Source organism: Pseudomonas sp. GD04019 (genome assembly GCF_029837695.1).
Taxonomy (GTDB): Bacteria; Pseudomonadota; Gammaproteobacteria; order Pseudomonadales; family Pseudomonadaceae; genus Aquipseudomonas.
Genome location: NZ_JAOEEA010000005.1, coordinates 216,219 through 238,347, shown reverse-complemented (window position 1 = coordinate 238,347; position 22,129 = coordinate 216,219). Strand labels below are relative to the sequence as shown.

Annotated in this window: 25 protein-coding genes and 1 tRNA gene; 10 read left to right on the top strand and 16 right to left on the bottom strand. The window is 63.2% G+C overall.

The features are described 5' to 3' along the window. Positions 1 to 14: 14 nt before the first annotated feature. From pheS to N7607_RS10455, 6 genes are all read right to left on the bottom strand, one after another. A complete protein-coding gene (gene pheS, locus N7607_RS10480) occupies positions 15 to 1,031 on the bottom strand; it encodes a phenylalanine--tRNA ligase subunit alpha (RefSeq protein ID WP_192400437.1) in 1,017 nt (338 codons plus the stop codon). 95 nt (positions 1,032 to 1,126) lie between these two features. Further along, on the bottom strand, positions 1,127 to 1,483 hold the full coding sequence (gene rplT / locus N7607_RS10475; RefSeq protein ID WP_003243409.1) for a 50S ribosomal protein L20: 357 nt from the start codon (positions 1,481 to 1,483) through the stop codon (positions 1,127 to 1,129). A gap of 31 nt (positions 1,484 to 1,514) precedes the next feature. Continuing rightward, positions 1,515 to 1,709 carry a 50S ribosomal protein L35 gene (gene rpmI, locus N7607_RS10470; protein ID WP_021701550.1) on the bottom strand — a complete coding sequence of 65 codons (195 nt, stop codon included), beginning with the start codon at positions 1,707 to 1,709 and terminating at the stop codon, positions 1,515 to 1,517. 60 nt (positions 1,710 to 1,769) lie between these two features. Next, positions 1,770 to 2,321 carry a translation initiation factor IF-3 gene (gene infC, locus N7607_RS10465; RefSeq protein ID WP_279866968.1) on the bottom strand — a complete coding sequence of 184 codons (552 nt, stop codon included), beginning with the start codon at positions 2,319 to 2,321 and terminating at the stop codon, positions 1,770 to 1,772. After that, positions 2,321 to 4,243 carry a threonine--tRNA ligase gene (gene thrS / locus N7607_RS10460; RefSeq protein WP_279866901.1) on the bottom strand — a complete coding sequence of 641 codons (1,923 nt, stop codon included), beginning with the start codon at positions 4,241 to 4,243 and terminating at the stop codon, positions 2,321 to 2,323. Before thrS ends, infC begins: the two co-directional genes overlap by 1 nt. 224 nt (positions 4,244 to 4,467) lie before the next feature. Next, a tRNA-Val gene (locus tag N7607_RS10455) sits at positions 4,468 to 4,544 on the bottom strand. Positions 4,545 to 4,728: 184 nt separating this feature from the next. Between N7607_RS10455 and N7607_RS10450 the strand changes: the two genes are divergently transcribed. Further along, positions 4,729 to 6,012 carry an FAD-binding oxidoreductase gene (locus N7607_RS10450; protein ID WP_279866902.1) on the top strand — a complete coding sequence of 428 codons (1,284 nt, stop codon included), beginning with the start codon at positions 4,729 to 4,731 and terminating at the stop codon, positions 6,010 to 6,012. A 56-nt stretch (positions 6,013 to 6,068) separates the two neighbouring features. Here N7607_RS10450 and N7607_RS10445 read toward each other — a convergent pair whose 3' ends face one another. Beyond that, positions 6,069 to 6,374: a DUF2388 domain-containing protein gene (locus N7607_RS10445; RefSeq protein WP_279866903.1), complete on the bottom strand. Its 306-nt coding sequence runs from the start codon at positions 6,372 to 6,374 to the stop codon at positions 6,069 to 6,071. 114 nt (positions 6,375 to 6,488) lie between these two features. On the opposite strand from N7607_RS10445, the gene dusA reads away from it, so the two are divergent. Continuing rightward, positions 6,489 to 7,481, top strand: coding sequence for a tRNA dihydrouridine(20/20a) synthase DusA (dusA, locus tag N7607_RS10440; RefSeq protein WP_279866904.1), 993 nt, complete (start codon positions 6,489 to 6,491; stop codon positions 7,479 to 7,481). A 75-nt stretch (positions 7,482 to 7,556) separates the two neighbouring features. Further along, the gene (gene tal / locus N7607_RS10435; protein WP_279866969.1) at positions 7,557 to 8,480 is read left to right on the top strand and encodes a transaldolase; all 924 of its coding nucleotides are present in this window, start codon (positions 7,557 to 7,559) and stop codon (positions 8,478 to 8,480) included. Positions 8,481 to 8,546: 66 nt separating this feature from the next. Here the strand turns inward: tal and rssC are convergent, their stop codons facing one another. Then, the gene (rssC, locus tag N7607_RS10430) at positions 8,547 to 9,041 is read right to left on the bottom strand and encodes an anti-sigma factor antagonist RssC (protein WP_279866905.1); all 495 of its coding nucleotides are present in this window, start codon (positions 9,039 to 9,041) and stop codon (positions 8,547 to 8,549) included. Then, entirely contained in the window at positions 9,038 to 10,222 is a 1,185-nt protein-coding gene (gene rssB, locus N7607_RS10425; protein WP_279866906.1) for a two-component system response regulator RssB, read from the bottom strand. Before rssB ends, rssC begins: the two co-directional genes overlap by 4 nt. A gap of 215 nt (positions 10,223 to 10,437) precedes the next feature. On the opposite strand from rssB, the gene N7607_RS10420 reads away from it, so the two are divergent. Next, the gene (locus N7607_RS10420; protein ID WP_279866908.1) at positions 10,438 to 10,737 is read left to right on the top strand and encodes a PilZ domain-containing protein; all 300 of its coding nucleotides are present in this window, start codon (positions 10,438 to 10,440) and stop codon (positions 10,735 to 10,737) included. A 62-nt stretch (positions 10,738 to 10,799) separates the two neighbouring features. Here N7607_RS10420 and N7607_RS10415 read toward each other — a convergent pair whose 3' ends face one another. Further along, positions 10,800 to 11,495, bottom strand: coding sequence for a VacJ family lipoprotein (locus N7607_RS10415; protein WP_279866910.1), 696 nt, complete (start codon positions 11,493 to 11,495; stop codon positions 10,800 to 10,802). 116 nt (positions 11,496 to 11,611) lie between these two features. On the opposite strand from N7607_RS10415, the gene N7607_RS10410 reads away from it, so the two are divergent. From N7607_RS10410 to N7607_RS10400, 3 genes are all read left to right on the top strand, one after another. Continuing rightward, complete coding sequence (locus N7607_RS10410) at positions 11,612 to 12,019, top strand: thioesterase family protein (RefSeq protein WP_279866912.1); 408 nt, start codon at positions 11,612 to 11,614, stop codon at positions 12,017 to 12,019. 64 nt (positions 12,020 to 12,083) lie between these two features. Continuing rightward, the gene (locus tag N7607_RS10405; RefSeq protein ID WP_279866914.1) at positions 12,084 to 12,734 is read left to right on the top strand and encodes an HAD family phosphatase; all 651 of its coding nucleotides are present in this window, start codon (positions 12,084 to 12,086) and stop codon (positions 12,732 to 12,734) included. A gap of 120 nt (positions 12,735 to 12,854) precedes the next feature. Beyond that, on the top strand, positions 12,855 to 13,118 hold the full coding sequence (locus tag N7607_RS10400; RefSeq protein WP_279866916.1) for a DUF4404 family protein: 264 nt from the start codon (positions 12,855 to 12,857) through the stop codon (positions 13,116 to 13,118). A gap of 42 nt (positions 13,119 to 13,160) precedes the next feature. Here N7607_RS10400 and queF read toward each other — a convergent pair whose 3' ends face one another. The 4 genes from queF to N7607_RS10380 form a co-directional block, all read right to left on the bottom strand. Then, on the bottom strand, positions 13,161 to 13,988 hold the full coding sequence (gene queF, locus N7607_RS10395) for an NADPH-dependent 7-cyano-7-deazaguanine reductase QueF (RefSeq protein WP_279866970.1): 828 nt from the start codon (positions 13,986 to 13,988) through the stop codon (positions 13,161 to 13,163). A 148-nt stretch (positions 13,989 to 14,136) separates the two neighbouring features. Beyond that, positions 14,137 to 14,841: a copper resistance protein B gene (locus N7607_RS10390; RefSeq protein WP_279866918.1), complete on the bottom strand. Its 705-nt coding sequence runs from the start codon at positions 14,839 to 14,841 to the stop codon at positions 14,137 to 14,139. Continuing rightward, on the bottom strand, positions 14,828 to 16,492 hold the full coding sequence (locus N7607_RS10385; protein ID WP_279866920.1) for a copper resistance system multicopper oxidase: 1,665 nt from the start codon (positions 16,490 to 16,492) through the stop codon (positions 14,828 to 14,830). Before N7607_RS10385 ends, N7607_RS10390 begins: the two co-directional genes overlap by 14 nt. After that, on the bottom strand, positions 16,489 to 17,013 hold the full coding sequence (locus N7607_RS10380; protein ID WP_279866921.1) for a plastocyanin/azurin family copper-binding protein: 525 nt from the start codon (positions 17,011 to 17,013) through the stop codon (positions 16,489 to 16,491). The genes N7607_RS10385 and N7607_RS10380 overlap by 4 nt, the downstream gene beginning before the upstream one ends. A 144-nt stretch (positions 17,014 to 17,157) precedes the next feature. Between N7607_RS10380 and N7607_RS10375 the strand changes: the two genes are divergently transcribed. Together N7607_RS10375 and N7607_RS10370 are read left to right on the top strand one after the other, a co-directional pair. Beyond that, complete coding sequence (locus N7607_RS10375) at positions 17,158 to 17,835, top strand: heavy metal response regulator transcription factor (protein ID WP_279866922.1); 678 nt, start codon at positions 17,158 to 17,160, stop codon at positions 17,833 to 17,835. Continuing rightward, a complete protein-coding gene (locus N7607_RS10370; RefSeq protein ID WP_279866923.1) occupies positions 17,835 to 19,157 on the top strand; it encodes a heavy metal sensor histidine kinase in 1,323 nt (440 codons plus the stop codon). The genes N7607_RS10375 and N7607_RS10370 overlap by 1 nt, the downstream gene beginning before the upstream one ends. 226 nt (positions 19,158 to 19,383) lie before the next feature. Here the strand turns inward: N7607_RS10370 and N7607_RS10365 are convergent, their stop codons facing one another. Further along, on the bottom strand, positions 19,384 to 19,944 hold the full coding sequence (locus N7607_RS10365; protein ID WP_279866925.1) for a hypothetical protein: 561 nt from the start codon (positions 19,942 to 19,944) through the stop codon (positions 19,384 to 19,386). A 206-nt stretch (positions 19,945 to 20,150) separates the two neighbouring features. Next, complete coding sequence (locus N7607_RS10360) at positions 20,151 to 21,092, bottom strand: LysR family transcriptional regulator (protein WP_347881170.1); 942 nt, start codon at positions 21,090 to 21,092, stop codon at positions 20,151 to 20,153. Positions 21,093 to 21,190: 98 nt separating this feature from the next. Between N7607_RS10360 and N7607_RS10355 the strand changes: the two genes are divergently transcribed. After that, positions 21,191 to 21,943: an SDR family oxidoreductase gene (locus tag N7607_RS10355; protein ID WP_279866927.1), complete on the top strand. Its 753-nt coding sequence runs from the start codon at positions 21,191 to 21,193 to the stop codon at positions 21,941 to 21,943. The last annotated feature ends 186 nt before the right edge of the window (positions 21,944 to 22,129 follow it).

Sequence of the window (22,129 nt, the reverse complement as noted above, 5' to 3'; positions counted from 1 at the left end):
ACGGGTCATGCGGCCTAGCGGAATTGCGCCAGGAACCGCAGGTCGTTATCGAAGAACAGGCGCAGGTCATTGACGCCATAACGCAGCATGGCCAGGCGCTCGACGCCCATGCCGAAGGCGAAGCCGGAGTACTTCTCCGGATCGATGCCAGACATGCGCAGAACGTTCGGATGCACCATGCCGCAGCCCATCACTTCCAGCCAGCCGGTCTGCTTGCACACGCGGCAGCCCTTGCCGGAGCACATCACGCACTGCATGTCGACTTCGGCCGATGGTTCGGTGAAGGGGAAGAAGGACGGACGGAAACGCACGCCCAGCGGCTTCTCGAAGAACACGCGGAGGAACTCCTCGATGGTACCCTTGAGGTCGGCGAAGCTGATGCCCTCGTCGATCAGCAGGCCTTCGACCTGGTGGAACATCGGCGAGTGGGTGATATCGGAGTCGCAGCGATACACGCGACCGGGGCAGACGATGCGGATCGGCGGCTGCTGCGATTCCATGGTGCGCACCTGTACCGGCGAGGTGTGGGTACGTAGCAGCATGTTCGCGTTGAAATAGAAGGTGTCGTGCATCGCCCGCGCCGGGTGGTGGCCGGGGATGTTGAGCGCCTCGAAGTTGTGGTAGTCGTCTTCGACTTCCGGACCCTCGGCCACGTTGTAGCCGATATGGGTAAAGAACTGCTCGACACGCTCGAGGGTACGGGTGACCGGATGCAGGCCACCGGAGGCCTGGCCGCGGCCAGGCAGGGTTACGTCGATACGCTCGGAGGCCAGCTTCTCGGCGAGCAGGGCCTGCTCAAGCACGGATTTGCGGGCGTTCAGGGCGTCCTGAACCTGATTCTTGGCAGCGTTGATCAAGGCGCCAGCCTGCGGACGCTCTTCGGCCGATAGCTTGCCCAGGGTCTGCATCAGGGCGGTCAATTCGCCCTTCTTGCCGAGATACTGAACCCGGAGCTGTTCCAGGGTGTTCACGTCTGCGGTGTTTTGCACGGCCTCAAGCGCTTGCGAGACCAATGCATCCAGGTTTTCCATGTACGGACTCCAGATACGAAATAGGGGAAGAGCTTGAAGGCTCTTCCCCTATCTTTGACGTTGCCACCGGGCGAACCCGGTGATTGTCGGGGGACTTAAGCCAGAACGGCCTTAGCTTTCTCGACAATCGCAGCAAACGCCGCTTTTTCGTTCACTGCCAGATCGGCCAGAACCTTGCGGTCGATTTCGATCGACGCTTTTTTCAGGCCAGCGATCAGACGGCTGTAGGACAGACCGTTGACGCGAGCACCAGCGTTGATACGAGCGATCCACAGAGCGCGGAACTGACGCTTGCGCTGACGGCGGTCACGGTAGGCGTATTGGCCTGCCTTGATCACAGCCTGCTTGGCAACGCGGAACACGCGCGAACGCGCGCCGTAGTAGCCTTTGGCGAGTTTCAGGATTTTTTTGTGACGAGCACGAGCGATAACGCCACGCTTAACACGAGCCATGAGTAATTACCTCTAAAGTATCTTGACCGAATTAACGAACGCGCAGCATGCGCTCGACTTTTGCCTTGTCCGACGGATGCATCAGTTCGCTACCGCGAAGTTGACGCTTACGCTTGGTGGACATTTTGGTCAGGATGTGGCTCTTGAAAGCGTGCTTGTGCTTGTAGCCGGCAGCAGTTTTCAGGAAACGCTTAGCCGCGCCGCTTTTGGTTTTCATCTTTGGCATGTTTGGTACTCCGCATTCATTAACAACTGATAACCATCAGGCCTGCCAGTGCCCGGGAGGTTATTTACGCTTCTTGGGAGCGATGACCATCATCAGCTGGCGTCCCTCCAGCTTAGGATGCTGTTCTACGGTGCCGATTTCGGCGAGGTCGTTTTCGACCCGCTTCAACAGCTCCATACCCAACTCCTGGTGGGCCATCTCACGACCACGGAATCGCAAGGATACCTTGGCCTTGTCCCCTTCATTAAGGAAACGTACCAGGTTGCGTAGTTTTACCTGGTAATCCCCTTCTTCCGTCCCTGGACGAAACTTGATTTCTTTAATCTGCTGCTGGTGCTGGTTCTTCTTCGCAATAGCAGCTTGCTTCTTCTTCTCGAACAGGTGCTTGCCGTAGTCCATGATGCGGCAAACTGGCGGGACTGCGTCAGCAGAGATCTCTACCAGATCCAGCTTGGCTTCTTCAGCCACGCGCAGTGCCTCATCAATCGAAACAATCCCGATCTGCTCGCCATCCGCGCCAATCAGGCGGACTTCACGTGCGGTGATGTTCTCGTTGATCGGTGCCTTTGGGACGGCCCGCTTATCCTGTCTCATTTCACGCTTAATAATGATTACTCCGAATCTTGGCGACCACGCCGGGAAACCGCTTGCTTGAGCTGTTCGGCGAACTGTTCCAGAGGCATGGAGCCCAGGTCGACACCTTCGCGGGTACGCACAGCAACGGATCGTGTCTCAACTTCCCTGTCGCCAATAACCAGGAGATAGGGAACCTTGAGCAAAGTATGCTCGCGGATTTTAAAGCCGATTTTTTCGTTTCTCAAGTCGGACTTGGCACGGAACCCGCTTTGGTTGAGAGTTTTCTCGACTTCGAGGGCAAAATCGGCCTGCTTGTCGGTGATATTCATGATCACCGCCTGGACTGGAGCCAGCCAGGACGGGAAGGCACCAGCGTAGTGCTCGATCAGCATGCCGATGAAGCGCTCGAAGGAACCAAGAATGGCGCGATGCAGCATGACCGGACGAATACGGCTGTTATCTTCGGCGATATAGCTGGCATCCAGACGCTCCGGCAGGTTCGGATCATACTGCAAGGTGCCGCACTGCCAGTTGCGCCCCAGGCAATCCTTGAGGGTGAATTCGATCTTCGGACCGTAGAAGGCACCCTCGCCCGGCTGGTATTCCCACTCCAGACCGGACTCGTTCAGCGCATCCGCCAGCGCAGTCTCAGCGCGATCCCACAGCTCGTCGGAACCTACGCGCTTGGCCGGGCGAGTGGACAGCTTCATCGAGATATCGGAGAAGCCGAAGTCGGAATACACCTGCAGGGTCAGCTTGATGAAGTCGGCCGCCTCTTTCTTCACCTGATCTTCGGTGCAGAAGATGTGCGCATCGTCCTGAGTGAAGCCGCGCACACGCATGATGCCGTGCAGCGCACCAGACGGCTCGTTGCGGTGACAGGCACCGAACTCGGCCAGGCGCAGCGGCAGGTCGCGGTAGGACTTCAGGCCCTGGTTGAAGATCTGCACGTGGCACGGGCAGTTCATCGGCTTCACCGCATAGTCGCGGTTTTCCGAATTGGTGGTGAACATGTTCTCGGCGTAGTTCGACCAATGGCCCGAACGCTCCCAGAGGATGCGGTCGACCACCTGCGGGGTGCGCACCTCTACATAGCCATGCTCGCGCTGCACCTGGCGCATGTACTGCTCAAGCGCCTGGTAGACGGTCCAGCCGGCCGGGTGCCAGAACACCATGCCCGGGGCTTCTTCCTGCAGGTGGAACAGATCCAGCTGCTTGCCGATGCGACGATGATCGCGCTTCTCGGCCTCTTCGATACGCTGGATGTAGGCGGCCAGCTGCTTCTTGTCCGCCCAGGCGGTGCCATAGATACGCTGCAGCTGCTCGTTCTTCGAGTCGCCGCGCCAGTAGGCACCGGAAATCTTGGTCAGCTTGAACGACTTGAGGAAGCGCGTGTTGGGCACGTGCGGGCCGCGGCACATGTCGACGTATTCTTCGTGGAAGTACAGGCCCATGGCCTGCTCGTCCGGCATGTCGTCGATCAGGCGCAGCTTGTATTCCTCGCCACGCGCCCTGAACAGCTCGATGACCTCGGCACGCGGAGTCATCTTCTTGATGACGTCATAGTCCTTGTCGATCAGTTCGGCCATGCGCTTTTCGATGGCTGCCATGTCTTCCGGCGTGAAGGGGCGATCGCTGGCGATGTCGTAATAGAAGCCTTCCTCGATCACCGGCCCGATCACCATCTTGACGTTCGGATAGAGCTGCTTGACCGCGTGACCGACCAGGTGCGCACAGGAATGGCGGATGATCTCCAGCCCTTCTTCGTCCTTCGGCGTGAGAATCTGCAGGGTGGCGTCGCTTTCGATCAAGTCGCAGGCGTCTACCTGCTTGCCGTTGACCTTGCCGGCCAGGGTGGCCTTGGCCAGACCGGCACCGATGGACTGGGCCACCTCGAGCACGGAAACGGGACGATCGAACGAACGCTGACTGCCGTCGGGAAGAGTAATGATGGGCATGGCGCCTCCTCTCCTAGTGGTGACCCCTACCAAAGGTCACGTGGGTTGGGATGAGCCAGGAAGCGATCCGGCGATATGCCTGCCAGACGATGGCAGGAGCCTTGCGGCAAACCGGGACAGACCGCAGTCACTGGAGGTAAACGAATCGCGGATGCTTCCAGAAAGCCGCAGCCCTGACAAGCAGCCAATAAAAAAGGGGTCGTATGTACGACCCCTTTCGGATTTGGTAGGCACAATTGGACTCGAACCAACGACCCCCACCATGTCAAGGTGGTGCTCTAACCAACTGAGCTATGTGCCTGCGATGGAGGCGCATTTTAGGGAGATCCGCCGGAGTGTCAACATCTTTTTCGCTAAGCCTCTGAATAAACGGATTTTTTGCTGCACAGCCAGGCGTTAAAAATTTTGCACGGAGGCTAGCCGGCGCATTTTGACTCGGGTAGGATCGGCTTATTCCGTAAAAAATAAAGAACAAAGGTTCAAATATGGCGCACACACCCTACCCCCAATCCTATTACGCCGCCTCGGCCAATCCTGTTCCGCAGCGCCCGGCACTGCAGGGCGAGACCGAGACCGATGTCTGCATCATCGGCGCCGGCTATACCGGCCTCTCCACTGCCCTGTTCCTGCTGGAGAATGGCTTCAAGGTCACCATCGTCGAGGCCGCCAAGGTTGGCTTCGGCGCCTCCGGGCGTAACGGCGGCCAGATCGTCAACAGCTATAGCCGCGATATCGACGTGATCGAGCGCACCGTCGGCCCGAAACAGGCCAAGCTGCTTGGCGACATGGCCTTCGAGGGCGGCCGCATCATCCGCGAGCGCATCGCCAAGTACGACATCCAGTGCGACCTGAAGGATGGCGGCGTGTTTGCCGCCAACACGCCGAAGCACATGAAGCATCTGGAATCGCAGAAGAAGCTATGGGAGCGCTACGGCCACACCCAGCTGGAGCTGCTGGACAAGAAGCGCATCCGTGAAGTGGTGGACACCGACAGCTATGTCGGCGGCATGCTGGACATGAGCGGCGGCCATATCCACCCGCTCAACCTGGCCCTGGGCGAGGCAGCTGCCGTGGAATCCCTCGGCGGCATCATCTATGAGCAGAGCCCGGCGGTCCGCGTCGAGCGCGGCGCCAACCCGGTGGTGCACACCCCGGAGGGCCGCGTGAAGGCCAAGTTCGTGGTGGTGGCCGGCAACGCCTATCTGGGCAACCTGCTGCCGGAGCTGGCCAGCAAGTCCATGCCCTGCGGCACCCAGGTGATCACCACCGAGCCGCTGTCCGACGCGCTGGCCAAGAGCCTGCTGCCGCAGGACTACTGCGTCGAGGACTGCAACTACCTGCTCGACTACTACCGCCTGACCGCGGACAAGCGCCTGATCTTCGGCGGCGGCGTGGTCTACGGCGCCCGCGATCCGGCGAACATCGAGGCGATCATCCGGCCGAAGATGCTCAAGACCTTCCCGCAACTGAAGGATGTGAAGATCGACTTCGCCTGGACCGGCAACTTCCTGCTGACCCTGTCGCGCCTGCCGCAGGTCGGTCGCCTCGGTGACAACATCTACTACTCCCAGGGCTGCAGCGGCCACGGCGTGACCTACACCCACCTGGCCGGCAAGCTGCTGGCGGAAACCCTGCGCGGCCAGGCCGAGCGCTTCGACGCCTTCGCCAGCCTGCCACACTACCCCTTCCCGGGTGGCCGCCTGTTCCAAGTACCGTTCAGCGCCTTGGGCGCCTGGTACTACAGCCTGCGCGACAAGCTGGGCGTCTAACCTCGCTATAAACGAAAACGGCGCCCCAAGGCGCCGTTTTTCATTCTGCTATCTGCTCACAAGGCGAGAATGGCCTGAGCCAGTTGCATGTCGTTCACCTGCAGCTCCGGCAGCTTGCCACGAATGTGCTGGAAGGCCGCCTCCAGGTGAGCGCCCCGAATATCGCCCTGGCTGGCGACGAAGCTCGCCGCATCATCCTTGGCCTCGCGCACCACCTTGTCGTCACCGAAAGAGGACGAGGTGACGTCGCTGGTCCCTTCGACCGTATTGACTATACCGTCGGTGGTCACCACGAAACTGGTGGCGGCCGCCTGCAGACTGAAACCAAGGGCCAGCGCGGCCAGCCAATATTTGCTTTGCATGAGTGTCATCTCCCTATCGAACCGAGAACCTGATACTCAGGATAGCAGCCGCCCGGATCGACTGTCGCCAACTGCGGTAGAATGCCGGCCGTTTCCACATTCACGCAGCGCCCCATGTCGATCTCCCCGCAACGCCCAGAACCCTCCCGCCGCTTCTCCGTGGCCCCGATGATGGACTGGACGGATCGCCACTGCCGTTACTTCCTGCGTCAGCTCTCCAGCCAGGCCCTGTTGTATACCGAGATGGTCACCATCGGGGCACTGCTGCACAACGATGCCGCGCGCTTCCTGCGCTACGACGAGTGCGAGCATCCGCTGGCCCTACAGCTGGGCGGCAGCAATCCGGCCGACCTGGCGGCCTGCGCCCGTATGGCAGAAGAGCATGGCTACGACGAGGTCAACCTGAACGTCGGCTGCCCCAGCGACCGGGTGCAGAACAATATGATCGGCGCCTGTCTGATGGGCCACCCGCAACTGGTGGCCGACTGCGTCAAGGCCATGCAGGATGCGGTGAGCATTCCGGTGACGGTCAAGCATCGCATCGGTATCAACGGCCGCGACAGCTATGGCGAGCTGTGCGACTTCGTCGACACGGTACGCGAAGCCGGCTGCACCAGTTTCACCGTGCATGCACGCATCGCCATTCTCGAGGGCCTGTCGCCCAAGGAGAATCGCGAGATCCCGCCACTGCGCTACGACGTGGCGGCGCAGCTCAAGCAGGACTTCCCCGAGCTGGAGATCATTCTCAACGGCGGCATCAAGACCCTAGAGGAATGCCAGGCTCATCTGCAGACCTTCGACGGCGTGATGCTGGGCCGCGAGGCCTATCACAACCCCTACCTGCTGGCGCAGGTCGACCAGCAGCTGTTCGGCCAGGACAAGCCAGTGATCAGCCGCGCCGAGGCGCTGACCCGCATGCGTCCCTATATCGAGCGGCATATTGCAGAAGGCGGCGCCATGCACCACATCACCCGCCATGTGCTGGGCCTGGCGCAGGGCTTTGCCGGTGCCCGGCGCTTCCGCCAGTTGCTCTCGGTGGACGTACACAAGACCCAGGAGCCGCTGGCCCTGCTCGACCAGGCCATAGAACTGCTCGTCGGCCACTGAAAAGCCCGCGCCAGACGTTGAAGCAGCCCGCTCGGCTCGGGTAAGGTCGGGGTCATGCAACGACAGGGCTTCGTCATGACCTCCAAGCTGGACCAACTCAAGCAGTTCACCACCGTGGTCGCCGACACCGGCGATCTCGACGCCATCAGCCGCCTGAAACCGGTCGATGCCACCACCAACCCTTCGCTCTTGCTCAAGGCTGCGGCACTGCCCCGCTACGCCGAGCTACTGGATCAGGCAGTCGGCGGCTGCGGCGGCGACCTAGGCCTGGCCTGTGACCGCTTCGGCGTGGCCGTCGGCCAGGAGATCCTCAAGGTGATCCCGGGGCGTATCTCCACCGAGGTGGATGCGCGACTGTCCTTCGACACCCAGGCCACCCTGCGCCGCGCCGAACGCATCATCGGCCTGTATGAGCAGGCCGGCATCGGCCGCGAGCGAGTGCTGATCAAGATCGCCTCGACCTGGGAAGGCATCCGCGCCGCGGAACAGCTGGAAAAGGCCGGCATCCAGACCAACCTGACCCTGCTGTTCTCCTTCGCCCAGGCCGCGGCCTGCGCCGATGCCGGTGTGTTCCTGATTTCGCCCTTCGTCGGCCGCATCTACGACTGGTACAAGAAGGCCGAGGGCCGCGACTTCGTCGGCGCCGAGGACCCCGGCGTGAAGTCCGTCTCGCGCATCTACCAGTACTACAAGGCCAACGGCTATCCGACCGTGGTGATGGGCGCCAGCTTCCGCAACCTGGGGCAGATCGAGCAGTTGGCCGGCTGCGACCGCCTGACCATCAGCCCGGAGCTGCTGCAACAGCTGGCCGACGACCAGGGCGAGCTGCCGCGCATCCTTACTCCCGGCACCGGCGAAGCACGCCAGCCACTGGACGAGAAAGGCTTCCGCTGGGCCATGAACGAAGACGCCATGGCCACCGAGAAGCTGGCCGAAGGCATCCGCCTGTTCGCCCGCGACCAGGAAAAACTGGAGGCGCTGCTCGCCGCGCGGCGCTGACTCGGCGACAACGAAAAAGGGCGATCTCCCTGCGGAGATCGCCCTTTTTATGGCCTCAGTGAATGCTCAGCTGCGTTCCAGCGCATTCACCAGGTCATGGAAGGCCTCGCGGTTGGAATCGTTAAGCCCCATAAGGATTCGATGCGCTTCCAGCACCTTGGCCTTGACCACCTCTTCCGACTGGTCCTGCGATGGCAGGTCGCTCAGACACTCCGGGCAGGGAATCGGGCGGTCGACGATATTGAATACCTGATCGAAGCCCATCGACTGCAGCAGGCGCGTAATGTCCTCGTGGGTAGTGACCACGGTGGGCAGCAAGCCGACCTTTTGCCGGGACAGGATGGAAAGCTTGGCCAGCAAGCCAAGAGTAGTGCTATCGATGCTGCGGGTTTCCGTCAGATCAATGACGATCGCCGAAAAATTCAGCGCCGTGAAGATTTTCTCGATCGTTGCATCCAGCGCCGAACACAAGGTCAGGCGGACTTCACCGACGAACTTCAGGACGAAGGTACCGTCCTGCTCGGCGAACTGGATCCTACCGGGGCTATTCCCAGGATTCATGCAAGGTTCCTGCTCAACACCAGCAAGGCAATATCATCCGGCATATCACGCAGATTGGCCAGCCCGAACACTTGGCGCAACCCGTCGAGAGTGCCTCCAGCCTCGCTGACCAGTCTGGGCAGCGCGGCTTCCTTTTCTTTGAGCGTATCGCCGGGCAAAAGGTCCAGAATGCCGTCGGACATCAGGCTCAGACTGAAAGACTGCGGCAGTTGCATGACCAGATCGCTGTAGGTGGCTTCCTCGAACAACCCCACCGGCAGACCGCGGCCTTCCAGATAGCGCGCCTCACCCTCGCTGTACAGCACCGGCAGGGGCAAATGGCCACCAATGCTATAGGTCAGCGTGCCACTTTCCTCGTCGATCACGCCGCCGAGCATGGTCACGTGCTTGCCCAGCTTGCAGTTGATCAGGCCGCGGTTGATGTGCCCGAGCACATCGGATGGTTTGAACTCCGGCAGGATGCCATTGCGCCGCCACTCGTAGAGCAGGCGCGTGGTCATGAACTTGAGCAGTACGGTGACGAAGGCCGAGGACGCGCCATGGCCAGAGACGTCGGCCAGGTAGAAGGCTACGCGGCGCTCGTCGACGCGGAAGTAGTCGACGAAATCACCGGACAGGTACAGCGACGGAATGATCTGGTGGGCAAACTCCAGGCCATCCACCTGCCAGGGTGTCACCGGCAGCATGTTCATCTGCACCTGGCGCCCGGCGTTCTGGTCTTCCTGCAACAGGTGCAGGCTGGCCTGCAGCTCGCGGTTGGCGGCTTCCAGCTTCTCGCGGTAGCGCTGGTTCTCCAGGCGCAGCTGGGAGCGATCCAGGGCACGGCGGATCGAGTGCTCGAGTACGGCCAGGTCTTCCAGCGGCTTGATCAGGTAATCGGCGGCGCCCAGGCGCAGGGCCTCGACCGCATCACTCATCACCCCGGCACCGGAGACGACGATGACCGGGATTTCGCTGTTGAGCACATTGATCCGGCGAATCAGCTCGAGGCCGTCGATCTGCGGCATGCGCAGGTCGCAGATGATCACGTCGGGCTGTTCGCGTTCGAACACTTCCAGCCCTTGCAGCCCGTTTCCGGCCTGCAGGACCTGGAAACCGCTGTCGTCGAGGTAGGCCGCAAGGCTCGCTCGCACTACCTCGTCATCATCGATAATCAGCAGCTTGGCGCTGGTTTTATGCATGGGCCATCCAGGCAAAAGACGCCGGAGAGAAATTGAATTTGGTGTCCGAAACCAGGGAAAACACCTGTACTCGGACGATTCACGGCGCAGACGGTACTCCCATCCGCCAGGCGATTCAAGCAGCCTGCCGATTGTCGCCGGGTGCCTTTACACCTCAAATCGACGGGGGTTATAAGACCCTCGGGGAGCGTCTTTACAACAAGAGGATAGGGTCCATGAGCCAGAATGATCGTGCCTACAGCGAGAAACGTGACTTCATCCGCATGCGACTGGAAACCCCGGTCATCCTTCACCACGCCGGCAAAGAAATTCCGGCCCAATGTCTCGACCTGTCTAGCACCGGCATGCAGGTAGAGGCCAACTGCCAGGTCGCCATGGGTGATCAGGTGAAAGTACATATTCCTTCCGATCACAGTGAACTCAAGGGCCTGGAGGCCCAGACCGAAGTGGTGCGCATCATCCCCCTGGAAAACGGTCGAACCTCCATCGGGCTGGCCATCCTGTCGATGAGCTGAGTTCGGTGACGGAAACGAAAAAGGCGGCCCAGGGGCCGCCTTTTTTCATGGTGTGAAGCGACTCAGAAGTCGTCCACCACCTCGCCGTCCTTGACGCGGAACTCGCGGTTCTGCAGGTAGGCGTTGCGGATGAAGATGTACTTGTCGCCGCTGACCATCTTCTCCGCCGACAGCAGGCTGGCACGGGTGTCGATCACATTGACCGCACGGGTGACGTTGCGGGTCGGCACGTGGTCGATGTACGGATACGGGCCGAGGTAGCTGTCCGGAATCTTGGCCGGGGCGTCACGCAGGGTGCTCGGGCCGAGCAGCGGCAGCACCAGGTATGGGCCGCTGTCCAGCCCCCAGGCTCCGAGAGTCTGTCCAAAGTCCTCGTCGTTGCGCTGCAGGCCCATCTCGCTGGCCACGTCGAAGAAGCCGAGCAGACCGAAGGTGGTGTTGAAGATCAGGCGGCTGCCATCGACGCCGGCGTCATGCACCTTGCCCTGCAACAGGTCGTTGGCCAGGTTGGTCACGTCGCCGATGTTGCGGAACACGTTGTGCACGCCATCCTCGAAGAACTGCGGGGTCACCGCCTGGTAGCCCTTGGCGACGGGCTTCAGCGCATAGGTGTCGAGGGTATCGTTGAAGCGGAAGATCGGGCGGTTGAAACCTTCCCAAGGGTCCTCCTCCGCGGCCTGCGCCGCCAGCGGCAGTACGGCCAGCGCGGCGCAAGCGCACAGGCGGCCCAGACGATCGAGCCACGCGATCATTCGCATTTGCAGTCTCCCCATTGCGTGAGTAGTGTGGCGGCCCGCGGCCGACCCAGAATCCGTTTAGGCCGCGCAGTATAAACTTCGCCGCCTCGTATGGCAGCAGCATAGCGGACTCCAGCATGTCGGATAAACGTCTCATCCATACCGCCCATATCCCCGTGCGTTGGGGCGACATGGACAACTATGGCCACGTCAACAACACCGTCTACCTGGAATACGTCCAGGAAGCGCGGGTGGACTGGTTCGCCAGCATCGGTATCGATATCGATCACGCCCCACAGGGCCCGGTGGTGCTACAAACCCTGCACACCTACCTGAAACCCGTGGTGCACCCGGCCACCCTGGTGGTCGAGCTGTACGCCGGTGCCGTGGGACGTAGCAGCCTGGTGGTGGAACATCGCCTGAGTACGCTGGAAGACCCACAGACGTGCTACGGCGAGGGCTACTGCAAACTGGTGTGGATCGACCACGGCAGCAACGCCTCGGTCGCCGTGCCGGACGACGTGCGCCAAGTGCTGGGCGCATAAGCCGTCACGGGAACGTCACAGGCGCTCGCTACCCTGCCCCGAATCCGTCGGGAAGCGAGCCGCCATGCCTGAACCACAGTTCACCGCCCTGCTCTTCGGCCTGACCGGCTGCCTGGTCGACCACGGCGCCCGCACCCTGCCGATTGCCCTGCAACACAGCGGCCTTACCGATCCCCGGGATCCCAGACTGCTGTCCGCCCTGCTCGCCAGCGCCGCCGAGCGCGCGGAAGCGCTGCCGGGCGTGGCCGAGCTGCTGCAGCGCCTGCACAACCAACGCCTGGCGCATGCCTGGCTGGATGAGCTGCCCACCGAGGTGACCCGCCAGCTATCCAACGCCCTGCCCCAGACGATGGTCGCCGCCACTCCCAGCGACGCGCGCCCCTGGCCGGCGCCGGATGCCATCTGGCAGGCGCTCGGCCAGTTGCGGGTGGAGCGCCTGGACGGCTGCGTATTGATCGCCAGCGAGCCGCGTCTGCTCCAGGCCGGGCTGAATGCCGGGCTGTGGTGCATCGGCCTGGCCACCTGCGGCTCGCTGTGCGGCCTGGCCCTGGGCGACTGGCAGGCCCTGAGCGCCGCCGAGCGCGAAAAGCTGCGCGCCCAGGCCACCCTGGAGCTCTACCGCCTCGGCGCGCACTCGGTGATCGACCACCCCGGCGAGTTGCCGGCCTGCCTGCGCGACCTGGCCGTGCGCCGCAACAAGGGCGAAAAACCCTGACACCCAAAACTTGCCCTGGATCAGGCAGGCACCGGCACCCTGGATTAACCTTCAAGCAGATGCAGCGAACCCGGAACGAAAGACCGGGTCCACTCTGCGGTAGCCAAGAAGGAGACGACCATGTCCGCACGCCTGCAGCACCACTTCCAGCAACTGCGCGAGGAACTCGCCGTCGAGGGCCCGCTGGACGCGGATGACCGTGCCGCGCTGCTCGAACTGATGCAGGAGATCGACCTGAAGTTGGCCCAGGAACTGGCCAGCGACCCCGACGCCACCCTGGTGGACGGCGTCAACCTGGCGGTGGAGCGCTTCGAGAGCCAGCACCCGACCCTCACCGGCACCCTGCGCAATATCCTGCAGAGCCTGGCCAATATGGGCATCTAGCCAGCCCGGAAAACAAAAAGCCCGCATTCGCGGGCTTTTTCGTTACTGGCGCACCAGTCGGCGGTTGTCTGGCGCGATCGCCTCGGTGCTGCGGTAGGGATTGATGTCCAGCCCGCCACGACGCACATAGCGCGCATAAACCGTCAGCTTCTCTGGTTTGAGCAGTCGCCGCAGATCGAGGAATACCCGCTCCACGCACTGCTCGTGGAAGTCCTGGTGCTGGCGGAAGCTCACCACGTAGGCCAGCAGGCTCGCCGCATTCAGGCGTGGGCCACGGTAGTCGATCACCAGCGTGCCCCAGTCCGGCTGGCCGGTGACCGGGCAGTTGGATTTCAGGAGGTGGCTGTACAGCACCTCTTCCACCACCTCGTCGCTGCAGCGCAACAGCTCCGGACGTGGATGGGCGTAGTCGCTGACCACGATCTCCAGCTCGTCGACGCAGCGCCCCGGCAGCGCGGCCACACCCTCGACGGCCACCTCGTCCAGGCCGCGCACACGCACCGTCACCGGCGCACCGGCACAGGCTGACAGATCGCGCGCCAGCACCTGCTCGACCTCGGCCTGGCTGGCGTAGGCGCTCTGGTTCAGCGAGTTGAGGTAGAGCTTGAACGACTTGGACTCGATGATGTTCGGTGAGTCGGCCGGGATGGCGAACTCGCCGATGGCCACCACCGGCTTGCCGGAAGGAGTCAGCCAGGACAGCTCGTAGCAGTTCCAGTAGTCCACGCCCTGATACGGCAAGGTGCTGGCCGTCAGCCCCAGCTCGGCCCACTTGGTGGTGCGGGAGATGGGGAACAGCAGCTCGGGGGCGTACTGGGAAACATATTCGCTGGACTTGCCCAGCGGCGAGTGTTCGGCGGGATGCTGCATGACGGCGGCCTGGAAAGCGGAAAAACGGCGAGCATTGTACCCCATGCCCGCCACCCTCTCGTCACCCGTAGCCCGGATGCAATCCGGGAAGCAGGCAACTCCGCTCCCGGATTGCATCCGGGCTACAAACGGGTCGGGGTTTTCCCCTTTACAACCAGAACCGCAGGCCCAGCACCCAGGCGCCCTCCTCGTCATGCTCGCCCTCGGCACGCAGCCAGTCGCCCGAGCGGCCATAGGTCTTCTCCCAGACATAGCCGACATAGGGCGAGAACTGCGGGCTGACCCGGTAATGCAGACGCAGCCCGGCCTCCAGGGTGCTGCCACCGGCGCCGATGCCCAGGTCGCGGTCGTCGTCCAGCGCCAGGTCGTATTCCAGCTTGGGCTCCAAGGCCCAGCGTTGACTCAGCAGCAGCTCGTATTCGGCCTCCACGCGCAATGAAGCGTCGCCGCGCTCGCTGAGGAACAGGTTGGCGTCCAGCTCGACCCACTGCGGCGCCAGGCCCTTGAGGCCGAGCACCGCATGACTGCGTGCCGGCCCCGGCTGGTCGTCATGGCGCAGGCCGGCCTGCCAATCGAAGAACTCGGAAGCCATGCGTCGATACAGCAGCTGGGTCTCGCTGGAATCGGTCGGCCCGCCCTCGCCCCGTTCGCCACTGCTCTTCAGTACCGCCTTGTGCAAGTCGTTACCGTAGGTGGCCTCCAGTTCCCAGGCCAGGGCCTGGTCGTCGCCGTCGAAACGCTGCTCCAGGTGGTCGACGGCCAGCTTGGCTACCGGCATGGCGTCCATATGTTGCTCCATGGCCAGCGCCGGGGTGCTCAAGAGCAGGCCAAGCAGGAGATTAGTGGTGCGCATGTTCGTTCTCCTTGGCGGCCGGCTGTTCGCTGTAGAACGGCTGGGCGCTGCCGTCCGGAGCCTCCACCACGATCTTGCGGAACATGCCGCTGGCCATGTGGTAGATCAGGTGACAGTGGAAGGCCCACTCGCCCATGGCATCCACCGGCACGTCCACCTCCAGGCTCTGCCCGGGCGCCACGTTGACCACATGCTTGAGCGGGTTGAAGCGACCGTTGCCCTTGTCCAGCTGCATCCACATGCCGTGCAGGTGCATGGGGTGGTTCACCATGGTCTGGTTGACGAAGCGGAAGCGCACCCGCTCGCCGTACTTGAGGCGAATCGGTTCGGCCTCGGAGTACTTCACTCCGTCGAACGACCAGAAGTAGCGCTCCATGTTGCCGGTCAGTTTCAGCTCGATGGTGCGGTCCGGCGCGCGATAGCCGGCGGCCGGGCGCATGGCCTTGAGGTCGCCGTAGACCAGCACGCGCCCACCGTCGACCGGCTCGGGAGCGACGCCACTCCCCGCGGCGTAGTCCGGGTTGCCGACAGTCGTTATGGCCGAGTGGTCCATTCCGGCCATCTGCGAGTGATCCATGCCCGCCATCGCGCCATGGTCCATCCCCGCCATATCATGGCTCATGCCCATGTCGGCCATGCTCAGCAGGCGCGGCGCGCGCAGAGGTGGCGCCTCGGCGCGCATGCCCGGGCGCGGCGCCAGGGTGGCCAGGGCCTGGCCGCGGCGGTCCATGGATTCGGCGACCAGGGCATAGGCCTTGTCTTCGCTGGGCTGGACGATCACGTCGTAGGTCTCCGCCACCGCCAGGCGCAGCTGGTCGACCACCACCGGCTGCACATCGTTGCCGTCGGCCTGTACCACGGTCAGCGGCAGGCCGGGGATGCGCAGATCGAAATAGCTCATGCCCGCGCCATTGATGATGCGCAGGCGCACCCGCTCGCCCGGCTTGAACAGCGCCGTCCAGTTCTGCTCGGCGTCGCGGCCGTTGACCAGGAAGCGGAAGCCGCCGACATCGGCGATGTCGGTCTTGGCCATGCGCATGCTGCCCCAGTCCCAGCGATCCTTGAGCGTGGTGGACAGACCATCGCGAGCCACATCGCGGAAGAAATCGCCCACCGTCTGTTGCTGGTCGTTGTAGTAGTCGGCCTGCTTCTTCAGGTTGGCCAGGGTGCGCTCGGGCTTCTCGTCCTGCCAGTCGAACAGCAGCACGGTGTACTCGCGGTCGTAGCGGTATGGCTCGCGCACCTTGGGTTCGATGACCAGCGGCCCGTACAGGCCTTCCTGCTCCTGGAAGTCGGCGTGGGCGTGGTACCAGTAGGTGCCGGACTGGTTGAGGGTGAAGCGGTAGGTGAAGGTCTCGCCGGGTGCGATGCCGGGGAAGCTGATGCCCGGCACGCCGTCCTGGGTGTAGGGCAGGATGATGCCGTGCCAGTGCAGCGCGGTCATGCGCTCGAGCCTGTTGGTGACGGCGATCTCCACTTCCTCGCCCTCCTGGAAGCGCAGCTCCGGCGCCGGGCTCTGGCCGTTGATGGTCAGCGCCGGGCGGCTGCCGTCGCTGAAGCGCACTTCGCCCTCGTCGATCACCAGCTCGTAGCGCCCGGCCTGGGCGCCCAGGCTCAAGCCCAGCAGCGCGCAGAACAGCAGGCGCCTCACGGTTGCACGTCCAGCTTGCCGACCATGCCGGCCTGGTAATGCCCCGGCAGGTTGCAGGCGAACTCCAGGCCGGTGGCCTTGGCGAAGGTCCAGGTCAGCTCGGCGCTCTTGCCCGCGGGGATCAGCACCGTATTCGGGTCGTCATGGCTCATCTGGCCGTGATCCATGCCAGCCATGTCGTGGCCCATCTTCGAATGGTCCATGGACTGGATACCGTTCTCTCCGAGCATGCCCATCTGCTGCATCATCAGCATCTGCTTCTGGTGCTCGGCATGCTGGGCGGCGTCGCCCAGGCTGAATTCGTGGAGCAGGCCGCCTTCGTTCTTCAGCACGAAGCGCACCGTCTCGCCGGCCTTGACCTGCACGGCGGCCGGCTCGTAGTACATATCGCCCAGCACTATCTCGACAATACGGTCGGCCTTGGCCGCCGCGGCCGGCTGGCCGAAGGCGAAGTGGCCGCCATCGGCCAAGGCCGGCAGGCTGAAGGCGCAGAGCAGCGGCAGGAAAATGCGTGCGGACATGGTCAAACTCCATCGTGGTTTGTCGCCACTCTAGGGAGCCGCCGCTGGCGCTAAGCTGACGCGAAGATTACATCTCTGTCAGCTTCGCCCCGCCCTCCTCCGGCTTGGCGTATAAAGCCGACTGTCACTGCCGTGAGTCCTGCAATGAAGCTGCTTATCGTCGAAGACGAACCCAAGACCGGCCACTACTTGCGCCAGGGCCTGCGCGAGGCCGGCTTCGCCGTGGAGCTGGCCCAGGACGGCCTGGGCGGCGAGCACCTGGCGCTGACCGGCGACTTCGACCTGCTGATCCTCGACGTGATGCTGCCCGGCCGTGACGGCTGGCAGATTCTCGCCAACGTGCGTGCAGCGGGCCTCGGCGTGCCGGTGCTGTTCCTCACCGCCCGCGACGCGGTCGAGGACCGGGTGCGCGGCCTGGAAGCCGGCGCCGACGATTACCTGGTCAAGCCCTTCGCCTTCACCGAGCTGCTGGCGCGGGTGCGCACGCTGTTGCGGCGTGGCAGCAGCACGCCGCAAGAACATCAGCTGCAGCTGGCCGACCTGTCCCTCGACCTGCTGCGCCGCCGCGCCGAGCGTGCCGGCAAGCGCATCGAGTTGACCGCCAAGGAGTTCGCCCTGCTCGAACTGCTGCTGCGCCGCCAGGGCGAGGTGCTGCCTAAGTCGCTGATCGCCTCGCAGGTGTGGGACATGAATTTCGACAGCGACACCAACGTCATCGAGGTCGCCATCCGCCGCCTGCGCACCAAGGTCGACGAGGGCTTCGCCACGCCGCTGATCCATACGGTGCGCGGCATGGGCTATGTGCTGGAGGCGCGCGCCTGATGTCCCTCGCCAATCGCCTCGCCCTGCTCTTCGCCGCCTGCGCCGCCGCCGTGGCGCTGGTCGCCGGCACGCTGTTCAGCCGCGCCAGCGAGGCGCACTTCGTCGAGCTGGACCGGCAGCAGCTGCAGGGCAAGCTGGCGGTGTTCACCGAGCTGCTGCAGGGCGTGATGGACAGCGAAACCCTGGCCACGCGCCGCCCGCAGCTGGAGCAGGAACTGCAGCGCCACCCCGAGCTGGCCCTGCGCATCCAGAGCGCGGACCGCCAGCTGTGGTTCACCAGCCAGCCGCTACTGGCCCACCTGCCGCAGGGCGACGAGCAGATCGGTCGCTGGCAGCACCAGGGCACCGATTTTCGCGTGATCGAAAAGCGTCTGGACGGCGACCTGCGCCTCAGCCTGCTGCTGGACATCACCCACCACCAGCACTTCCTGGCCCGCTTGCAGCGGCTGATCTGGCTCTGCGTCGGCCTCTCGGCGCTGGCCACCGCGCTGCTCGGCGCCTGGGTGGCGCGTCGCGGACTGCGTCCGTTGCGGCAGATGACGGCGGTGGCGCGGCAGGTCTCGGCCCAGTCGCTGACCGCGCGCCTGCCGCTGGCGGGCATTCCCGCCGAGCTGCGCGAGCTGGGCGAGGCCTTCAACGCCATGCTGGCGCGCCTGGAAGACGCCTTCGCCCGCCTCTCAGCCTTCTCCGCCGATATCGCCCACGAGCTGCGCACGCCGCTGTCCAACCTGCTGACCCAGACCCAGGTCACCCTCGGCCAACCCCGCGAGCTGGCGGACTACCGCGAGGCCTTGCACTCCAACCTGGAGGAGCTGCAGCACCTGGCGCAGATGGTCGGCGACATGCTCCTGCTGGCCAAAGCCGACAACGGCCTGCTGCAGACCCGCCGCGAGCCGCTGGCGCTGGAGAACGAGCTGGCGGCCCTGGCCGACTACTTCGCGCCGCTGGCCGAGGATGCCGGGGTGAGTATCCAGATCGAGGCCGAGGGCACGCTGACGGCGGACCGCCTGCTGCTGCGCCGCGCCCTGTCCAACCTGATCGACAACGCCCTGCGCTTCACCCCGAGCGGCGGCGCGCTGCGCCTGAGCGCCACGCCGACGCGCATCGAGGTGGCCAACCAGGGCGCGGCAATTCCCTTTGATCTGCGCGAGCGCCTGTTCGACCGCTTCTACCGTGCCGACCCGGCGCGCCGCGAGGGTGGCGCCGAGCACGCCGGCCTGGGCCTGGCCATCGCCCGCTCCATCGTCCAGGCCCACGGCGGCAACATCCGCTGCGAGTCGGCGGATGGCTGGACGCGCTTCATCATCGAGCTGCCGGGCTAGCTCGATTACGGCATCACGCAACCCTCCGTCAGGTGTAAGAGCGCACTGGGCAGGCTGCCGCTGGCGTGAAGGTGCATTGCACTGGCGGCAATGGGCGCAGGCCGGCTGAGCCTGGATCGGCCCAGCATAGGCAGATTCAGACTGTCGATCTCACGGGGCGCCAGGCGCAGCGGGTTGAATGGTCGTCGGCCAGAAGCGTCCGTAGCGGCCGCACGCTGGAACTGTTTTACACGCCCAATGAAACAGCGATATCGAGCAGCGCCAAGGGTAAATAGATCAAGGTAAGTGGTGCGTAGAAGCGGCGAGAGCGTGCGAAGAATGCGGCCAACGGTACTGCGAACATGAACAGATCCAACGCGCCCCAGAGCTGGAATGGTGAGGAATTGAAGAACAGGATATTGGTCGCACTTCCCAACCCCAGGTAAGCGCAGATCGCCAACAGGGCAAAGCGCCCGTCCTGCTCAAAGTAGACTTGCAGGCCATCGGCCTCGTCTTCGCTGCGGCTTGGCAATATCAAGGCCGCCGCGCTAAACAGCGATAGTGCCAGGCAGACCAGAAGCAGGAACTCGACGAACGAAAAGGCATTCTTGAACGTGGGGAGATCGTTTAGGGCCCACCAGAACTGCAGTTGGAACAGGAAGAGCACGACCGCCCACGCCAGTGCGACCCAATCTGGCCGCGCCACGCGGCGAATCCTGAAAACGGTCATGGCGCCCAACAGAACCCTGGTTATGGACAAGCCCAGGATCATCGAAAGCACGGTCACCAGAATGTGGAAGTTGCCCACGTTGCCCCCTCGATTCGACTCTCGCTCGCACCTGCCGCGTGCTGCACACCGCAGCCTTGCCAATCTCGACTGATGACATCGGTAATAAATACCAGCAATGCCGCAAATAGCGCTACACGCGGCAGGTAGGCTTCAGTCCAAACAGCGGCTGCATCTAGCCGGGAGCTGCTGCTGGAGGCAGGCTGAAACCGGCTCGGAACATAGATTTAAGCATTTAGCACTATCTCGTCCCAGGCAGTGGGGCTCGGGAAAAGCTCCCCGAGAAAACCCACAAACGCTTTAACATTGGGGCTGCCTCGTCGGCTTTCCGGCCATAACGCTGTGATGGAAGACCGGTCCACGGCGCACTCGGGAAACAGCGGTGTTAATTCCCCACGAGCCACATAGGGCGCCGCTACATAAGTGGGCGAAATGCCTATTCCGCCACCCGCTGCAACCACTGCGGCAACGGCATCGCTCGCATCGATGACTACGCCTGAGTCCGGCACCCACTCGACCACTTTCCCGTCAACGCTGAACGGCCAGCGCAATGCTTGGCCGGAACTTTGATAACGAAAGTTCACGCAGTCGTGGTGCGCCAGATCGCTGAGTTGCAGCGGCGTGCCACGCCTGGCCAGGTAGGCCGGTGAAGCAAAAGCGGCTATCCGATGAGGCCCCAGAGTTTTCGAGATCAGCCGCGAATCCGCCAGGTTGCCCACGCGTACGGCAACATCGATGCCTTGCTCGATGATGTCCGAAAACTGGTCGCCCAGGCGCAGGTCGATGGCGAGCTTGGGATACCGCTCGCGAAACCTAGGAATGGCCGGCGCCAAGATGTTCAGGCCGATAGGAGGCGGCGCGGTGACCTTCAATGTGCCGGACGGCTCGGCCCGAGAGGCAACAGCGGCCTGATCGATATCTTCCACCTCGCGCAAAATGCGCAGTGCCCGCTCGTACAAATCCCGCCCTTCCGGCGTCAGGGTGAGCGAGCGGGTAGTCCGGCTGAATAGCTTGAGTTGGAAGTGCTGTTCAAGGCGCTGCACACTTTTGCTGATAGCTGACGGTGAGACAGACAAGTCTCGGGCTGCGGCGGTATAGCTGCCCAGGGACGCGGCGCGGGCAAAGGCGATGAGACCGGTAAGGCGGTCCAACCCTATTTGTTCCTTCATGGCATCAGTAAAGCGACTTGAACCCTAATTATCAATCTTTGCTCCGGTCTTTAACCTTTCTCCCATTGACGCCATCCAGGCGTTCAAGGAGATGGTCCATGACTGCTACACCTGCTCTCAACCAAGCTTTTCCCAGCAATCTGCATGGCCGTACCGTGGTGATCTTCGGGGGTACTTCCGGGATCGGCTTGGCCGCAGCCATTCAAGCCAAGGCCGCCGGCGCACACGTGACCGTCATCGGCTCCGATGCCACCCGTGCCGAGCAGGCCGCGCGCAACCACGGCCTAGATGCCTGGCGCGCAGCCGACGTAACCGATAGCCAAGCCATCTACGCTGCCTTGGCAGATATGCCGCACGTCGACCACCTGGTTCTGCTGGCCGGCACGTACGTGGTGGGCAAGGTACTGGATGTCGAGATTGACCACCTGCGCGGGGCCTTCGAGGAACGTATGTGGGCTTCGGTGCATGCCATACGAGCCCTTGGCGAACGCCTGGCGAAAGACGGCTCCATCACCTTTATCTCCGGAATGTTGTCGGAGCGCCCCAATGCCCACGGCAGCGCGGTGTTGGCTGCAGCATCCGCTGCCATGGAGGCGCTGGCGCGGGGCCTCGCCCTGGAGTTGGCGCCGATTCGGGTCAACACGTTGTCACCCGGTCCGATCAATACCCCCATTTTCAGCAAAGCACTGGGCGATGGACGTGATGCGTTCGTGGCGGCGCTGGAGCAGTCGCTGCCGCTGCATCGTCTAGGCACCGCAACAGAGGCAGGCGCTGCCACTGTTTTCCTGATGAGCAACGGCTTTATGAACGGCGCCACATTGAATATCGACGGCGGCGCAAGGCTGGTCTGAGCGGCCCAACCGGCCAGCTAGCCCGATTGGGTAGCAAGCCCCCCTACGACTTCAAAAGGAGATTTTCTTCTCCAAAGGCTGCTTCTGGCCGAACGCGCTCGCTTGTGAGAGGTAGCCCCTCCAATCACCTCTCGCGCCGGCAAGCAGTCATTCGCACTGCTTGCCAGCGGCTGGTTTGATTAGGGC

Excerpts from the sequence above, each read along its gene's own strand:
- pheS (WP_192400437.1), bottom strand. The coding sequence starts at position 1,031 with ATGGAAAACCTGGATGCATTGGTCTCGCAAGCGCTTGAGGCCGTGCAA.
- rplT (WP_003243409.1), bottom strand. The coding sequence starts at position 1,483 with ATGGCTCGTGTTAAGCGTGGCGTTATCGCTCGTGCTCGTCACAAAAAA.
- rpmI (WP_021701550.1), bottom strand. The coding sequence starts at position 1,709 with ATGCCAAAGATGAAAACCAAAAGCGGCGCGGCTAAGCGTTTCCTGAAA.
- thrS (WP_279866901.1), bottom strand. The coding sequence starts at position 4,243 with ATGCCCATCATTACTCTTCCCGACGGCAGTCAGCGTTCGTTCGATCGT.
- N7607_RS10450 (WP_279866902.1), top strand. The coding sequence starts at position 4,729 with ATGGCGCACACACCCTACCCCCAATCCTATTACGCCGCCTCGGCCAAT.
- N7607_RS10445 (WP_279866903.1), bottom strand. The coding sequence starts at position 6,374 with ATGCAAAGCAAATATTGGCTGGCCGCGCTGGCCCTTGGTTTCAGTCTG.
- dusA (WP_279866904.1), top strand. The coding sequence starts at position 6,489 with ATGTCGATCTCCCCGCAACGCCCAGAACCCTCCCGCCGCTTCTCCGTG.
- tal (WP_279866969.1), top strand. The coding sequence starts at position 7,557 with ATGACCTCCAAGCTGGACCAACTCAAGCAGTTCACCACCGTGGTCGCC.
- rssC (WP_279866905.1), bottom strand. The coding sequence starts at position 9,041 with ATGAATCCTGGGAATAGCCCCGGTAGGATCCAGTTCGCCGAGCAGGAC.
- rssB (WP_279866906.1), bottom strand. The coding sequence starts at position 10,222 with ATGCATAAAACCAGCGCCAAGCTGCTGATTATCGATGATGACGAGGTA.
- N7607_RS10420 (WP_279866908.1), top strand. The coding sequence starts at position 10,438 with ATGAGCCAGAATGATCGTGCCTACAGCGAGAAACGTGACTTCATCCGC.
- N7607_RS10415 (WP_279866910.1), bottom strand. The coding sequence starts at position 11,495 with ATGCGAATGATCGCGTGGCTCGATCGTCTGGGCCGCCTGTGCGCTTGC.
- N7607_RS10410 (WP_279866912.1), top strand. The coding sequence starts at position 11,612 with ATGTCGGATAAACGTCTCATCCATACCGCCCATATCCCCGTGCGTTGG.
- N7607_RS10405 (WP_279866914.1), top strand. The coding sequence starts at position 12,084 with ATGCCTGAACCACAGTTCACCGCCCTGCTCTTCGGCCTGACCGGCTGC.
- N7607_RS10400 (WP_279866916.1), top strand. The coding sequence starts at position 12,855 with ATGTCCGCACGCCTGCAGCACCACTTCCAGCAACTGCGCGAGGAACTC.
- queF (WP_279866970.1), bottom strand. The coding sequence starts at position 13,988 with ATGCAGCATCCCGCCGAACACTCGCCGCTGGGCAAGTCCAGCGAATAT.
- N7607_RS10390 (WP_279866918.1), bottom strand. The coding sequence starts at position 14,841 with ATGCGCACCACTAATCTCCTGCTTGGCCTGCTCTTGAGCACCCCGGCG.
- N7607_RS10380 (WP_279866921.1), bottom strand. The coding sequence starts at position 17,013 with ATGTCCGCACGCATTTTCCTGCCGCTGCTCTGCGCCTTCAGCCTGCCG.
- N7607_RS10375 (WP_279866922.1), top strand. The coding sequence starts at position 17,158 with ATGAAGCTGCTTATCGTCGAAGACGAACCCAAGACCGGCCACTACTTG.
- N7607_RS10370 (WP_279866923.1), top strand. The coding sequence starts at position 17,835 with ATGTCCCTCGCCAATCGCCTCGCCCTGCTCTTCGCCGCCTGCGCCGCC.
- N7607_RS10360 (WP_347881170.1), bottom strand. The coding sequence starts at position 21,092 with ATGAAGGAACAAATAGGGTTGGACCGCCTTACCGGTCTCATCGCCTTT.
- N7607_RS10355 (WP_279866927.1), top strand. The coding sequence starts at position 21,191 with ATGACTGCTACACCTGCTCTCAACCAAGCTTTTCCCAGCAATCTGCAT.